Here is a 14,570-nt window from a genome sequence, read left to right as displayed (position 1 = left end):
GAGTAGGAAATTACCATCGCTAAGAAAAAAACAACCTTTGTGTGTCAAAATTGTGAATATCATTCGCCCAAGTATCTAGGCCGCTGTCCTAATTGTGGAGCGTGGTCTTCTTTTGTTGAGGAAGTAGAGGCTGCAGAAGTCAAGCATGCTCGTGTTTCCTTGACAGGTGAAAAGACTCGGCCCATGAAGCTGGCTGAGGTCACTTCGATTGATGTCAATCGGACCAAGACGGAAATGGACGAGTTTAATCGTGTGCTGGGTGGTGGAGTCGTGCCTGGCAGTCTGGTTCTGATTGGTGGGGATCCTGGTATCGGGAAGTCTACCCTGCTTCTGCAAGTATCAACCCAGCTTTCTCATCAGGGCACCGTCCTTTATGTCAGCGGGGAGGAATCAGCTGAGCAGATTAAGTTGCGGGCGGAACGCCTCGGTGATATTGACAGTGAATTTTACCTCTACGCTGAGACCAATATGCAAAATATCCGCACAGAGATTGAGAAAATCAAGCCAGATTTTCTGATTATCGACTCTATACAGACGGTGATGTCGCCGGAAATTTCCAGTGTCCAAGGCTCTGTCTCTCAAGTCCGAGAGGTGACAGCCGAGCTCATGCAGCTGGCCAAGACCAATAATATCGCGACCTTTATCGTTGGTCACATGACCAAGGAAGGAACCTTAGCAGGTCCTCGAACTTTGGAGCATATGGTGGATACCGTGCTTTATTTTGAGGGCGAACGTCAGCATACTTTCCGTATCTTGAGAGCAGTCAAGAACCGTTTTGGCTCGACCAATGAGATTGGCATTTTTGAGATGCAATCGGGGGGGCTAGTTGAGGTTGTCAATCCCAGTGAAGTCTTTCTAGAAGAGCGTCTGGACGGCGCGACAGGCTCTTCTATCGTCGTGACTATGGAAGGAACGCGGCCGATTTTGGCAGAGGTGCAGGCTTTGGTGACACCGACCATGTTTGGCAATGCCAAGCGAACCACGACTGGGCTGGACTTTAACCGAGCCAGCCTTATCATGGCAGTTTTGGAAAAAAGGGCGGGGCTCCTCCTGCAAAATCAAGATGCCTACCTCAAATCAGCTGGTGGTGTCAAGCTAGATGAGCCAGCCATTGATTTGGCGGTAGCGGTAGCCATTGCTTCTAGCTACAAGGATTTGCCTACCAATCCTCAAGAGTGCTTTATCGGTGAAATTGGCCTGACTGGTGAAATCCGTCGAGTCAATCGCATCGAGCAGCGCATCAATGAAGCAGCAAAGCTGGGCTTTACCAAAGTCTACGCTCCTAAAAATTCTCTGAACGGCCTCAAAGTTCCAGATAATATTCAAATCATTGGTGTGACAACGATTGGGGAAGTCTTAAAGAAAGTATTTTCTTAGAACCTTGCTTTATAGGTAAATAAAACTGTCAATGTAATGATCTAGGTAGATAAATAAAACAGGTGCAAGGATTAGTTCTCTTTGCTCAAAACAAGATAAAAGGAGAAATCTGATGTCAGATAATCGCATGAATTTTACTATTGAAAACAATAGCCAATTTCCTTTTGTAGAAATTGTACTAGATAAAGGAGAAAAAGCTTATATTCAGCGCGGAAGCATGGTCTATCATTCTTCTAGTGTTAACTTAAGAACCAAACTGAATGCAAAAGGATCTGGTCTTGGTAAATTAGTTAAAGCAGTTGGACGTTCGATGGTGTCTGGTGAAAGCACCTTTATTACGGAAGCTTTATCTGATGCAGATGGTGGCCTCTTAGCTCTAGCTCCTAATGTTCCGGGTCAGGTAATGCCCTTGTATTTGGGAGAGCATCAATATCGATTGAACGATGGAGCTTTCCTTGCTTTGGATGGTTCAGCATTTTATACGATGGAACGCCAGTCTATTGGCCGTGCGCTGTTTGGCGGTCAAGGAGGTTTCTTTGTCATGACCACTCAAGGAGAAGGAACACTCTTAGTCAATGCCTTTGGAGCTATCAAGAAAATTGAACTGAAAGACCAAGAAATGACGATTGATAATGCCCATGTTGTTGCCTGGAGCAAAGACTTGCATTATGACATTCACTTGGAAAATGGTTTTTTACAATCTGTCGGTACAGGAGAAGGTGTTGTTAATACTTTCCGAGGTACAGGAGAAATCTATGTTCAAAGTCTAAATGTTGAAACTTTCGCTAAAATTTTGGGTGGATATATTCCTACAAAAGAGTAGGTTTGACTATTCCTGGGCATATAAATTTTTCATGAGTAAGAAGCTTTATCTCTGACAAATCTTAAAAAAGCTGGTAAGATAAGATTAATTTATTTGATAATCAAATAAATTTTTCAGAGATGAAGCAGAGGTGAATATGTCTTACTTTAAAAATTTTATGAAGGCCAACAGAGCGTATGTCGACTTGCATGGAACAGCTCATTTACCAATAAAACCAAAAACAAAGGTTGCTATTGTAACCTGCATGGATTCCCGACTTCATGTGGCTCCGGCCTTAGGTTTGGCCCTTGGAGATGCCCATATTTTGCGGAACGCTGGTGGGCGTGTAACGGAGGATATGATTCGATCCTTAGTGATTTCTCAGCAACAGATGGGGACCAGAGAAATAGTGGTTTTGCACCATACAGACTGTGGGGCTCAGACCTTTACCAATCCAGAATTTGCCTGTCACCTTGAAAATGTGCTAGGTGTGGATGTTAAGGGGCAAGATTTTCTGCCCTTCACAGATGTGGAAGAAAGTGTACGGGAGGACATGGAATTACTTCGAAAGTCTCCCTTGATCCCTGATGATGTAGAAATTTCTGGTGGTGTCTATGATGTGGATACCGGACGAATCCATGAAGTTCTATAAATAAATGTTCTAGTTTTCAATTAGTTTAGGAATGAAAAAAAGATTGCTTGTGGGTAATCTTTTTTTCTTACTTGTGCTATAATAGAAACGATTGAAAAGAGGCCCTTTGGTCCTCGATGATAAAAAGAATGATATAAAGGAGATCTGCTTTGGCAAAAGCTATTCGGGTGCGTTATGCACCAAGTCCGACTGGACTTTTACACATCGGAAATGCGCGGACTGCGCTCTTTAATTACCTCTATGCTCGTCATCATGGCGGGACCTTCATTATCCGTATCGAGGATACTGATCGCAAGCGCCATGTAGAAGATGGGGAACGTTCACAGCTTGAAAATTTGAGTTGGCTAGGCATGGATTGGGATGAAAGTCCAGAAACACATGAAAACTACCGTCAGTCTGAGCGTTTGGAACTCTACCAAAAATACATTGACCAATTGCTAGCTGAAGGAAAAGCCTACAAATCTTATGTCACAGAAGAAGAATTGGCAGCCGAGCGCGAACGCCAGGAAGCAGCAGGAGAAACACCTCGCTACATCAACGAATACCTTGGCATGAGCGAAGAAGAAAAAGCGGCTTATATTGCTGAACGTGAAGCGGCAGGCATTGTACCAACTGTTCGTTTGGCTGTCAATGAGTCAGGTATCTACAAATGGCACGACATAGTCAAAGGTGACATTGAGTTCGAAGGTGGCAATATTGGTGGTGACTGGGTTATCCAAAAGAAAGATGGATATCCAACTTACAACTTTGCTGTCGTCATTGATGACCACGATATGCAAATCTCTCACGTTATCCGTGGAGACGACCATATTGCCAACACTCCAAAACAGCTCATGGTTTATGAAGCACTTGGTTGGGAAGCACCTGAGTTCGGTCATATGACCTTGATTATCAATAGCGAAACGGGTAAAAAGCTATCTAAACGTGATACCAACACTCTTCAATTTATCGAGGATTATCGTAAGAAGGGGTATCTGCCAGAAGCAGTCTTTAACTTTATTGCACTGCTAGGTTGGAATCCTGGTGGTGAAGATGAGATTTTCTCTCGCGAAGAGCTCATTAAACTCTTCGATGAAAATCGCCTCAGCAAGTCTCCAGCAGCCTTCGACCAGAAGAAACTAGACTGGATGAGCAATGAATACATCAAAAATGCAGATTTCGAAAGAATCTTTGCTCTGGCGAAGCCATACTTGGAAGCAGCAGGACGTTTGACAGATAAAGCTGAAAAATTAGTAGAGCTTTACAAACCACAAATGAAGTCAGTCGATGAAATTGTACCTCTGACAGATCTTTTCTTCTCAGATTTCCCAGAGTTGACAGACGCCGAGCGCGAAGTTATGGCAGGAGAAACCGTTCCGGTTGTTCTAGAAGCCTTCAAAGCGAAGCTGGAAGCTATGACAGATGAAGAATTTGTGACAGAAAACATCTTCCCTCAAATCAAAGCAGTTCAAAAAGAAACAGGTATCAAGGGTAAAAACCTCTTTATGCCGATTCGAATTGCCGTTTCAGGGGAAATGCATGGACCAGAACTTCCAGATACGATTTACCTATTAGGTCGTGAAAAATCTATCCAGCATATCGAGAACATGCTAAATCAAATTCAATAAGATGAACCAGCTTTCGGGCTGGTTTTTATTTTAATCCAGTATATAATATATTGTATTTGAATAAAAATTGATAAAACGTTTTTATTTTAATAAATATCGACTTTCTCTTGACATTTGCATTTTCATACCGTAGAATGTTTAAAAATACAAAATATAGAAGGGTAGGAGTAATCGCATGGTTAAAGAGAAAGTTATTTTGGCCTATTCAGGAGGTTTGGACACATCGGTGGCTATTACTTGGCTGAACAAGGATTATGATGTGATCGCAGTCTGCATGGACGTGGGTGAGGGAAATGATTTGGATTTCATTCATGATAAGGCGCTGAAAGTTGGCGCTATTGAATCTCACGTCATTGATGTTAAAGACGAGTTCGCGGAAGACTACGTCCTGGTTGCTCTGCAAGGACACACCTTCTATGAACAAAAATATCCTCTGGTGTCCGCTCTGAGCCGACCTCTGATTTCCAAGAAATTAGTTGAAATTGCCCACAAGACGGGGGCGACGACCATTGCACATGGCTGTACGGGAAAAGGAAACGATCAGGTCCGTTTTGAAGTGGCTATAGCCTCCTTGGATCCAAAGCTCAAGGTGATTGCTCCAGTCCGGGAGTGGAAATGGTCTCGGGAAGAAGAAATCAATTATGCCAAAGCTAATGGTGTGCCAATTCCTGCAGATCTGGATAGTCCTTACTCAGTCGATCAAAATCTTTGGGGTCGGGCTAACGAGTGCGGAGTCTTGGAAAATCCTTGGAATGAAGCACCGGAAGATGCCTATGATTTGACGGTTGCGCCAGAAGCAGCGCCAGACAGCCCAGCCTATGTAAATATTGACTTTGAAGCGGGTGTGCCGGTTGCTTTAGATGGCAAAAAGATGAAGCTTGCGGATTTGATCCTTGAGCTGAATGACTTGGCAGGACAACACGGTGTTGGACGGATTGACCATGTGGAAAATCGTCTGGTGGGGATTAAGTCTCGGGAAATCTATGAATGCCCTGGTGCAGTGACTCTCTTGGCTGCTCACAAGGAAATCGAGGATCTGACTCTAGTTAGAGAACTGGCTCATTTCAAACCGATTATCGAAAATGAGCTGTCCAATCTCATCTACAATGGTCTCTGGTTTAATCCGGCGACAGAAGCTTTGATTGCCTACCTTAAGTCCACTCAGCAAGTGGTCAATGGAACAGCTAAAGTGAAGCTTTATAAGGGATCTGTGACAGTTGTAGCGCGTAAGTCTGACAATTCTCTCTACGACGAAAATCTGGCTACCTATACCAGTGCAGATACCTTTGACCAGGATGCCGCGATTGGCTTTATCAAGCTATGGGGTCTTCCGTCTAAGGTTCACGCAGAGGTTCAGGCTCACAAAGACAAATAGAAAGGGGCTTTCCTATGGCGAATCATAAACTGTGGGGCGGACGTTTTGAAGCCTCACTGGAAGGCTGGGTAGAGGAATTTGGCGCCAGCATCGGATTTGACTATCGTCTGGCTCCTTATGACTTGCAGGGTAGCCTAGCCCATGTCAAAATGCTGGGGCAGACAGGAATTATTGCTCCAGAGGAAGCAGCTGCTATTCAGGCAGGCCTAGAAAAGCTGTTGGCACGTTATGAGGCTGGAGAGCTTGAGTTTGATGTGCGCAATGAAGATATTCATATGAATATGGAGGCTCTTCTGACCGAGGAGATTGGTCCAGTAGCCGGTAAGCTTCATACGGCTCGCTCCCGTAATGACCAGGTAGCGACAGATATGCACCTTTATCTCAAGGATCAGCTCGGTCAGATTGCGGATAAACTCTTGAATCTGCGTCAGGTGTTGCTGGACTTGGCAGAGGAGCATGTAGAGACCATCATGCCAGGCTATACCCATCTGCAGCATGCCCAGCCGATTAGCTTTGCTCATCATCTGCTGGCCTATTATCAGATGTTCAGCCGGGATAGTCAGCGCTTTGCCTTTAATCTGGAGCATACGGATTTGTCTCCTTTGGGAGCAGCGGCTCTAGCGGGGACAACGTTTCCGATTGACCGAGAGTTGACAGCTGATTTATTGGACTTCAAAGGCATTTATCACAATTCCTTGGATGCGGTCAGCGATCGAGATTTTATCTTGGAGTTTCTATCTAACAGCAGCATTCTCATCATGCATCTGTCTCGTCTCTGCGAGGAGCTGATTAACTGGTGCAGCTATGAATATGGCTTTGTCAGCTTATCAGATACCTTTAGTACTGGATCATCCATTATGCCGCAAAAGAAAAATCCGGACATGGCGGAGCTGATTCGGGGCAAGAGTGGTCGGGTCTATGGTCATCTCTTCAGCCTTCTGACGGTTATGAAATCCCTGCCCTTGGCCTATAATAAGGACCTACAGGAAGACAAGGAAGGTATGTTCGATACAGTAGATACTATCCAAAAATCGCTGGATATTATGGCGGGTATGCTGTCTAGTATGACAGTTAATAAGGAAAAAATGTTGGTTTCAACTCAGCAGGATTTCTCCAATGCGACAGAATTGGCTGATTATCTAGCCAAGAAAGGACTGCCTTTCCGGGAAGCCCATGAGATTGTCGGAAAGTTGGTGCTGGAATGCAGCAAGGCAGGCTATTATCTACAGGATATCCCGCTGAGCCGTTATCAAGAAGTATCGTCTCTGATTGAAGAAGATATTTATCAAGTTCTTGAGTCGCAGACGGCTGTGCAAAAGCGGAATTCCCTTGGCGGGACAGGATTTGCACAGATTCGTCAGGAGTTGGAAAGAGCTAAAAAAGATCTGAACAATAAATAATATTTAGAAAAACATCGTGAAAAAGAGCGATGTTTTTGGTAGTGTAAAATAAGTTGTGTAAACACAAAAAGAAATAAATCCGTTATAGTAGAGTTGCGAAACATTACTAGAAGGAGATTTATTCCTATGACTCAGTTTAGTACAGAACTACTTAACTTCCTAGCCCAAAAGTAAGATATTGATGAATTTTTTCGTTCTTCTCTTGAAACAGCTATGAATGACTTGCTTCAAGCAGAGTTATCAGCCTTTTTAGGGTATGAACATTACGATAAAGTAGGCTATAATTCTGGTAATAGTCGTAATGGAACCTATTTACGGAAATTTGAAACCAAATATGGGACTGTTCAGTTAACTATTCCAAGAGATCGTAATGGAAACTTTAGTCCAGCTTTGATCCCTGCTTATGGACGTCGAGATGACCACTTGGAAGAGATGGTTATCAAACTCTATCAAACCGGCGTAACGACTCGAGAAATTAGTGATATTTTCGAGCGAATGTATGGTCATCACTATAGTCCTGACACAATTTCTAATATCTCAAAAGCAACTCAGGAGAATGTCGCTGCTTTTCATGAAAGAACCTTAGAGGCTAATTATTCTGTCTTGTTTCTTGACGGAACCTACCTTCCCTTGAGACGGGGAACTGTTAGTAAAGAATGTATTCATATCGTACTTGGCATTACACCAGAAGGACAGAAGGCTGTTCTTGGATATGAAATCGCCCCAAATGAAAACAATGCTTCTTGGTCCACCCTGTTAGACAAGCTTCAAAACCAAGGAATCCAACAGGTTTCTCTTGTAGGGACCGATGGCTTCAAGGGGCTTGAGCAGATGAACAGTCAGGCTTACCCATTAGCTAAGCAACAATGTTGCTTAATTCATATTAGTCGAAATTTGGCTAGTAAGGTGAAGCGATCTGATCGGGCAGTTATTCTGGAGCAATTTAAAATGATTTATCGTGCTGAAAATTTAGAAATGGCAGTCCAAGCTTTGGAGGACTTTATCGCTGAATGGAAACCAAAGTATAAGAAAATAATGAAAAGTCTGGAGAATTCGGATAATCTTTTAACTTTTTATCAGTTTCCCTACCAGATTTGGCACAGCATTTATTCGACAAACCTCATTGAGTCTCTGAACAAAGAAATCAAACGTCAAACGAGAGTGGGACAGAAATCGGTAATTCGTTAAAATTCGATTTCGCCGTCCCACCTCCGCACAGTTGAGTAGGGCTGTAAAAGCTGATGAAATCAGCGTAGTAGAGCCCACTCAACCACTGCGTCTTGCTCGACGATCCAAAGACAATTGAGAGGCTAGGACTTTTGTCCCGGTCTCCTAACGAGGAGGCTCTGGAACGTTATTTAGTTACTTTGTTTGAAGATTATAATTTCAAGCAAAGTCAACGCATCCATAAAGGGTTTGGACGATGTTCTGACACACTTGAAAGCTTATTTGATTAACACTCCGTAACTCTACTTGAGTGTTTACACAGAATTATTGACAGTATCATGTTTTTGCTTTATAAAAAGCTATAAATGAAGGTAGAAATAGCGCTAAAGGTTGCTGGCATTGGCTTTTTGGAAAAATGTGGTATAATAGATATAATTTTGGTAGATGGAGTTGAATTTTGAAAAAAAGCTATCGCGTCAAGAGTGAAAAAGATTTCAATGCGATTTTTAATGATAAACAAAGTGTGGCTAATAAACGATTTGTCATCTATAAATTGGATAAAGATCAAAAACACTTTCGAGTGGGGCTTTCCGTCAGTAAAAAACTTGGGAATGCAGTTGTCAGAAATAGGATTAAGAGGAAGATTCGCCATGTCTTGATAGAGCATAGACAAGAACTGCAACCGGTTGACTTTGTCATCATTGCTCGTAAGGGAGTGGAAGAGCTGAATTACAAAGAAATTGAGCGAAATTTACTACATGTACTAAAACTAGCTAAAATCTATCAAGAAGGGATTCCCAGTGAAAAAGAAGAGTAAGATAGCAGGTCTCCTGCTTTTGTCCTCGCTTGTTTTGACCGCCTGTGGCACGAGCGAAGTCACATCACAATCAACTGACTTATGGGAAAAATTTGTTTATTTCTTTGCGGAAACGATTCGTTTCTTATCTTTTAATGGCAGCACAGGAATTGGAATTATTCTCTTTACTATCATCATTCGAACGGTTCTTTTGCCAGTCTTCCAAATCCAGATGACTTCATCGAGGAAAATGCAGGAAGCCCAGCCGCATATCAAAGCTTTACAAGCCAAGTATCCCGGCAAAGATATGGAAAGCAGAAACTTGCTAGCAACGGAAACCCAAAAGCTTTACAAAGAATTGGGTGTTAATCCCTTAGCATCCTTTATTCCTCTTTTTGTTCAGATGCCAGTCTTAATTGCCTTGTATCAAGCGTTGACACGGGTTGCCTTCTTGAGGACGGGACATTTTCTCTGGCTCAACTTGGCAGAAACGGATCCTTATTACATACTGCCAGTACTGGCCGCCCTCTTCACTTTCTTGAGTACTTGGCTCAATAATAAGGGGTTGGCCGAAAGAAATGGAGCTATGACGGCGATGACCTATCTCATGCCACTCTTGATTTTCTGGTTTGCCCTAAGTTTTTCCAGTGGGGTAGCCCTCTACTGGACAGTGTCAAATGCCTACCAAGTGGGACAAACTTTAGTTTTGAGCAATCCGTTCAAAATGATCGCAGAGCGCGAAGCTAAGCTTAATGCTGCGCGTGAACAAGAAGAAAAGAAAAAACGTGCCTTCCGAAAAGCACAGAAAAAGAAAAAATAAGGAGGTCTCTTGCAAATGGTTGTATTTACAGGAGCAAGTGTAGAAGAAGCAATTCAAGAAGGATTGCGTGAGTTAGATATTCCTCGTATGAAAGCACATATTACTGTTATTTCACGTGAGAAAAAAGGTTTTCTAGGTTTATTTGGTAAAAAACCTGCCCAAGTTGATGTGGAGCCAATCAGCGAAACAACAATGGTCAAGGCTAATCAAAAAGCTGTAAAAGGTGTGCCAGAGGAAGTTAATGCTAAAAATGAACCGGTCAAAAGTGTTAGTGAAGAAACAGTTGACTTGGGTCGGGTTGTCGCTGCCATCAAGAAGGTTGAAGGCGAAGGTGAGAAAGTTTCAGACGAAGTTAAGGCAGAAATCCTCAAACATGATAAACAAGCCAATACTATTTTAGAGGAAACTGGAACAATTGACCTTATTAAAAACCAAGTAAGACAAGGTGAATCAGAAGAAAAGAGTCAACCAGCTAATCAAGAGTTTTCAGATTTAGGTATCGAAGTTGAAGAAAACTACGACATTGAAGAAGTTGTCTCAGATGTGACAGCCTATGTCCAAGAAATCATCAATGAAATGGACGTTGAAGCAAGTTTATCATCTAGCTACAACCGTCGTACGGTCAATATGCAGATTGACACCAATGAACCTGGCCGTGTGATTGGATACCACGGAAAGGTTCTCAAAGCTCTGCAACTATTGGCTCAGAACTATCTCTATATTCGTTATGAAAAGAGCTTCTATATCTCTATTAATGTCAATGACTATGTGGAGCATCGGGCTGAAGTCTTGCAAAGCTACGCTCAAAAATTGGCTAACAAAGCTTTGGAAGAGCGCCGTAGCCAGCCGACAGATCCAATGTCTAATAACGAACGCAAAATTATCCACCGAATCATTTCTAAAATGGATGGCGTTACTAGCTATTCAGAAGGCGACGAGCCAAACCGTTACGTCGTAGTTGATATTGATAGTGAGTAAAAGCTTCAATTATTGACCATATCAGAATTTTTTATACAACAAAGTGAGACTGAGACGCCATTGTCTCCGTCTCCTTTCTTTTATAGATAATAGTTTGAATGTAGAAAATCAAAGAGGGAAAGAATATGAAAAAAATACTTGTTTTATTACTTTCAGGCGCAATTTTTTTATGTGCCTGTAGTCCGAAGGGAGATCATTCATCTCCTTCAAGTACTCCAAAACCATCAAAGCAATCGCAAGCTTCTTCGGATTCTATTGAGCAAGATGAAAAAGTATATGCAAGTACTTTGGATAGTCTAAAAAAAGATACATCAGAGGGGCGAGCAAATTTATACGCATTTTATGATATTGATGGAAACGGCACTAAAGAATTGCTAACTGGCCACTATTTCAAAGGTCAATATTATTTGGCAGCAATCTATTATTTAAACCAGGGTGTTTCTACTTATTTAGCACAATCTAGAGTTGCTTCGGCAGGCGGAAGCAGAGAGGTCACAACTATTTATACTGATGGAACAGTCTTTTATGCCCAATGGCATTCTCTAAGCCCTGATGCTAAGGGTTATCTTTATCAACTGAGATCTGATAATAGTGGTGTAGATGTGCTAAAAGAAGCAGATTTTCAAATAGCAGGCGTGGATCCAAATTCTGAAAGCGGACAACATACAGTATTTGGGACGGGATCTAAAAAAGAGCTTGATCTATCTTCGTTAAAGTGGAAAGACATAGAAAACTATCAAGCAACGACAAGTGTTGGAAATCAGAAAGAACAAAGTCGTTCGTCTCAATTGGATTTGGAAGCCATCCAAAAAGGAGATTATTCTAGTATCGAAGGCAGGTGGAGAAATGGGAAGGGAAGTGAATTAGTATTTGATAAAAATGGCTTGGTTAATAACGACCTAAAATTGGGAAATAATTTTAGAATGATTGATTCTTATTTACAAGGTGGAGTATCCTCTGGAGGTCCGGGTGCAGCCATCTTGTTCATTCCAGCAGGTGTTGATATGTCTGTGACTGCGGATAATCAAACGATAGCAGATGCTTCTGATAAAAAACAAGATCGAATTCTTATAACTCAGAGTGTTGTTGTTAATAACCCTGATGTTTTCTATTATAGAGAGTAGAGAAAGGAGATGTTATGTCACTTTTCCCAGCAATAAAAGCTTATCTTCCTTATCAAGGAACCAAGTATATTGCTCCAGAAAAAGCAGGAGACCTTCGTGAGGTCATGCTGGATCTGAGAGCTAAGGGCCAGGATGCTCGTAAAGAGTTTATAGATCTAGTCAAAGATTTTCAGGCTTTATATCCGAATTTAAGCTTGGAGCGAGCCAGCCAATGGATGAACCAAGCCCAAATCCTGCGACCCCATTTTTGGAATTATGTGAGAGGGTATGGGGAGATAACGGAACCCATGTTCGCTCTGCGTTTGTATGGAAGTGCAGATGATTTTGGGGTATCGCTCGAAGTTAGCTTCATGGAGCGTAAGAAAGACGACTATAGTCTCTCTAAGCAAAATCGGATCTTGCAAGTACCAATTGATAGGCCCATTTATTATTTTGCTCAGATAGATGGTGTGAGTCAGCGCTTTGAAGGCACAGAAGATAATCGCAGGTTACTTATGAAACAAGTCCAAGAAGGCCATGTTCGCAAGGTTTTAGCCAAATACGATGTTAATCTATCTGGGGCTAATTCTAGAGAAGAAGTCTTGTCTAATTTACAAGAAGCAATGACTGCCCTGATTCCATTTTATGAAGCAACAAGGCCTCTATGATTACGTTCTCAAAAGGAAACTTATTTTCTGGAACTATTGACAAAAGGCTTAGAATCATATAGAATAGTAAAGTATGTTTAGTAACTGATCACAACTAGCCGGCTAAACGAATACAAGAATCTAAGAGGAGGTATTCATCGTGAAACGTACTTATCAACCAAGTAAAATCCGTCGCGCGCGTAAACACGGTTTCCGTAATCGTATGTCTACTAAAAACGGTCGTCGCGTACTTGCAGCTCGTCGTCGTAAAGGACGCAAAGTTTTGGCTGCTTAATCAAAACGATTATAACAAGAAAAATCAGTGGAAACTCGAGACCACTGGTTTTTTCTATTGTGCTGATGAAGAGTTTATAAATAAAAATAAGACCAGATCGAAGATAAAATCGTTCTGGTCTTTTATATTTAAATTAGCTTATCACTTCAGTAAAAAAGGATATAGATAGCAAAGTATGGTGAAACTAATCATAGCATAAAGAATACCGATGCGAATAGCTTGGATAGGTTTATACAGTCGAATCAAGATGAGCAAACACCAAACCAATAAGACGAGGACAAACCAGCCGGAAAGTAACCGTAGAGGAGTTGGTCCATAAAGGTAAATATAGACACCAAATAATTTCCATCCTGCAAGTAAGGTCAGCAAGGTGGCAAATATAAAGAGCAGAGTGGTTGCTAATCGTGTACCTATCTGATCCCAGAGCGGTTTTTTAGAGATGAGATAAAAAGCTCCTAAAACAGCAAAATTAAGAAGAGAAACTCTAACAAGTTGCCAGAACCCAGTGACTGCAATGGAAGACGCACTTTGGGGAGAAATGGCTTCTGTAACAGTTCCAGCGCTCAGAAGATTTCCTAGCTCGCTTAGACCAGTTGTGAAAAAAAGGATATAGGTTAAAAGTAAGCTTCCAATGACAATATATGCTGCAAAGTTAGGGATAGCCCTTAGTGGCTGAACTTTTTCTTGGAATACTTGGTAGTTAAAAGTAGACGTTCTTTCGCTGAGCAAGCTACCCACAATGAGTCCATATAAGTAGAGACTGACTGGAATGGCAAGAAATAGCTGTGCCAGTATAGTAGCTATATCAATCTTGGAAAAAAGTGAGTCAAAGAAGGCCTGACTAAAATCGGACAATTGTAGGAAGAGATTTGCAAAATTACCTGAGACCTGACTTAGCTGAGTCCAAACAAAGTAAACCAGGACTCCTGAAGCTAAAAGACTACCTATTAGAATGACAAAATGTTGGAAGTTCTTTGAATAGCCATCATTTGTCTCTTCAGAGTTTTCCTCCTCGTGAAGAAAGACGATGCAAGAAGCCATAAAATTTTTAAAGGGCAGAGTGTAGAAAGCTTGAACCATATCAAACCAAACCATAATCCCTAAGCGCCCCTGACTTAGCCAACCTGTTCGGGACAGAACATAGAAGACAAAAGAAAGGTGGATAGCTAAAAATTGGAAAAAATCTAGTTGCTGATGTGCCCCCCAAATACTTAAAGCCATGGCTTGAGCAATGGTCAGAGTGAAAAAAACTCTCGTCTCTAATTTTTTGGCGCCTTCTTTTAATGGGATAGAGGTTGTATGTAATTTTTTGATTAGAAACTCAGTCGAAAGTAAAAGACCGATTGTGACTGGGAGAGAGTAAATAGTTTTAAGCTGTACCAGGATCGCAGTGTAAAAATAAGCTACCAGGTAGAAAACAATAGTTCCAATTTTAAAGATTTTTATTTGGGCGTCATCTAAAGGGCTGAAGATCGTCTGTTCTTCTAGATCATCTAGATCGTCTAGCTGATAGTCGTGCTCTTCTATCTGTTCTTGTAAAGTTCTTTCCAT

At 41.8% G+C, this 14,570-nt stretch carries 13 protein-coding genes and 2 pseudogenes; 14 read left to right on the top strand and 1 reads right to left on the bottom strand.

Features of this window, described 5'->3' with window-relative positions; all coding sequences use genetic code 11:
- Nucleotides 1–9 precede the first annotated feature (9 nt).
- From radA to rpmH, 14 genes and pseudogenes are all read left to right on the top strand, one after another.
- Nucleotides 10–1,377 carry a DNA repair protein RadA gene (radA, locus tag PCY06_RS05920; protein ID WP_061596262.1) on the top strand — a complete coding sequence of 456 codons (1,368 nt, stop codon included), beginning with the start codon at nt 10–12 and terminating at the stop codon, nt 1,375–1,377.
- Between the two features lie 112 nt (nt 1,378–1,489).
- Entirely contained in the window at nt 1,490–2,200 is a 711-nt protein-coding gene (locus PCY06_RS05915) for a TIGR00266 family protein (RefSeq protein WP_046164881.1), read from the top strand.
- A gap of 136 nt (nt 2,201–2,336) precedes the next feature.
- Entirely contained in the window at nt 2,337–2,831 is a 495-nt protein-coding gene (locus PCY06_RS05910; protein ID WP_060553196.1) for a carbonic anhydrase, read from the top strand.
- A 149-nt stretch (nt 2,832–2,980) separates the two neighbouring features.
- The gene (gltX, locus tag PCY06_RS05905) at nt 2,981–4,438 is read left to right on the top strand and encodes a glutamate--tRNA ligase (protein WP_082307268.1); all 1,458 of its coding nucleotides are present in this window, start codon (nt 2,981–2,983) and stop codon (nt 4,436–4,438) included.
- A gap of 175 nt (nt 4,439–4,613) precedes the next feature.
- Nucleotides 4,614–5,813: an argininosuccinate synthase gene (locus tag PCY06_RS05900; protein ID WP_061601651.1), complete on the top strand. Its 1,200-nt coding sequence runs from the start codon at nt 4,614–4,616 to the stop codon at nt 5,811–5,813.
- Nucleotides 5,814–5,827: 14 nt separating this feature from the next.
- Complete coding sequence (gene argH, locus PCY06_RS05895) at nt 5,828–7,213, top strand: argininosuccinate lyase (protein WP_082307267.1); 1,386 nt, start codon at nt 5,828–5,830, stop codon at nt 7,211–7,213.
- A gap of 177 nt (nt 7,214–7,390) precedes the next feature.
- Nucleotides 7,391–8,374 (top strand): annotated as a pseudogene (locus PCY06_RS05890) (IS256 family transposase); the annotation flags it as partial.
- 170 nt (nt 8,375–8,544) lie between these two features.
- Nucleotides 8,545–8,670: pseudogene (locus PCY06_RS05885) on the top strand (IS256 family transposase); the annotation flags it as partial.
- Nucleotides 8,671–8,837: 167 nt separating this feature from the next.
- The gene (rnpA, locus tag PCY06_RS05880; RefSeq protein WP_061596256.1) at nt 8,838–9,197 is read left to right on the top strand and encodes a ribonuclease P protein component; all 360 of its coding nucleotides are present in this window, start codon (nt 8,838–8,840) and stop codon (nt 9,195–9,197) included.
- Nucleotides 9,181–9,996, top strand: a complete 816-nt coding sequence (locus tag PCY06_RS05875) for a YidC/Oxa1 family membrane protein insertase (protein ID WP_061596253.1) — start codon at nt 9,181–9,183, stop codon at nt 9,994–9,996. The genes rnpA and PCY06_RS05875 overlap by 17 nt, the downstream gene beginning before the upstream one ends.
- A 15-nt stretch (nt 9,997–10,011) precedes the next feature.
- Nucleotides 10,012–10,974, top strand: coding sequence for an RNA-binding cell elongation regulator Jag/EloR (gene jag / locus PCY06_RS05870; protein ID WP_008808204.1), 963 nt, complete (start codon nt 10,012–10,014; stop codon nt 10,972–10,974).
- A 125-nt stretch (nt 10,975–11,099) separates the two neighbouring features.
- The gene (locus PCY06_RS05865; protein WP_105165092.1) at nt 11,100–12,098 is read left to right on the top strand and encodes a DUF6287 domain-containing protein; all 999 of its coding nucleotides are present in this window, start codon (nt 11,100–11,102) and stop codon (nt 12,096–12,098) included.
- A 14-nt stretch (nt 12,099–12,112) separates the two neighbouring features.
- Nucleotides 12,113–12,745, top strand: coding sequence for a hypothetical protein (locus PCY06_RS05860; RefSeq protein WP_061596250.1), 633 nt, complete (start codon nt 12,113–12,115; stop codon nt 12,743–12,745).
- Nucleotides 12,746–12,884: 139 nt separating this feature from the next.
- Nucleotides 12,885–13,019, top strand: coding sequence for a 50S ribosomal protein L34 (gene rpmH, locus PCY06_RS05855; RefSeq protein ID WP_000831902.1), 135 nt, complete (start codon nt 12,885–12,887; stop codon nt 13,017–13,019).
- Between the two features lie 141 nt (nt 13,020–13,160).
- On the opposite strand, the gene PCY06_RS05850 is transcribed toward rpmH, so the two are convergent.
- Nucleotides 13,161–14,570 (bottom strand): DUF4153 domain-containing protein, encoded by a 1,410-nt coding sequence (locus PCY06_RS05850; RefSeq protein ID WP_061599823.1) that lies wholly within the window; start codon nt 14,568–14,570, stop codon nt 13,161–13,163.

The sequence above is a fragment of the Streptococcus sp. SG1 genome (assembly GCF_030439935.1).
GTDB lineage: Bacteria > Bacillota > Bacilli > Lactobacillales > Streptococcaceae > Streptococcus > Streptococcus gordonii.
The sequence above is the reverse complement of the archived record's forward strand: the minus strand, read 5'-3'. Positions and strand labels throughout refer to the sequence as shown.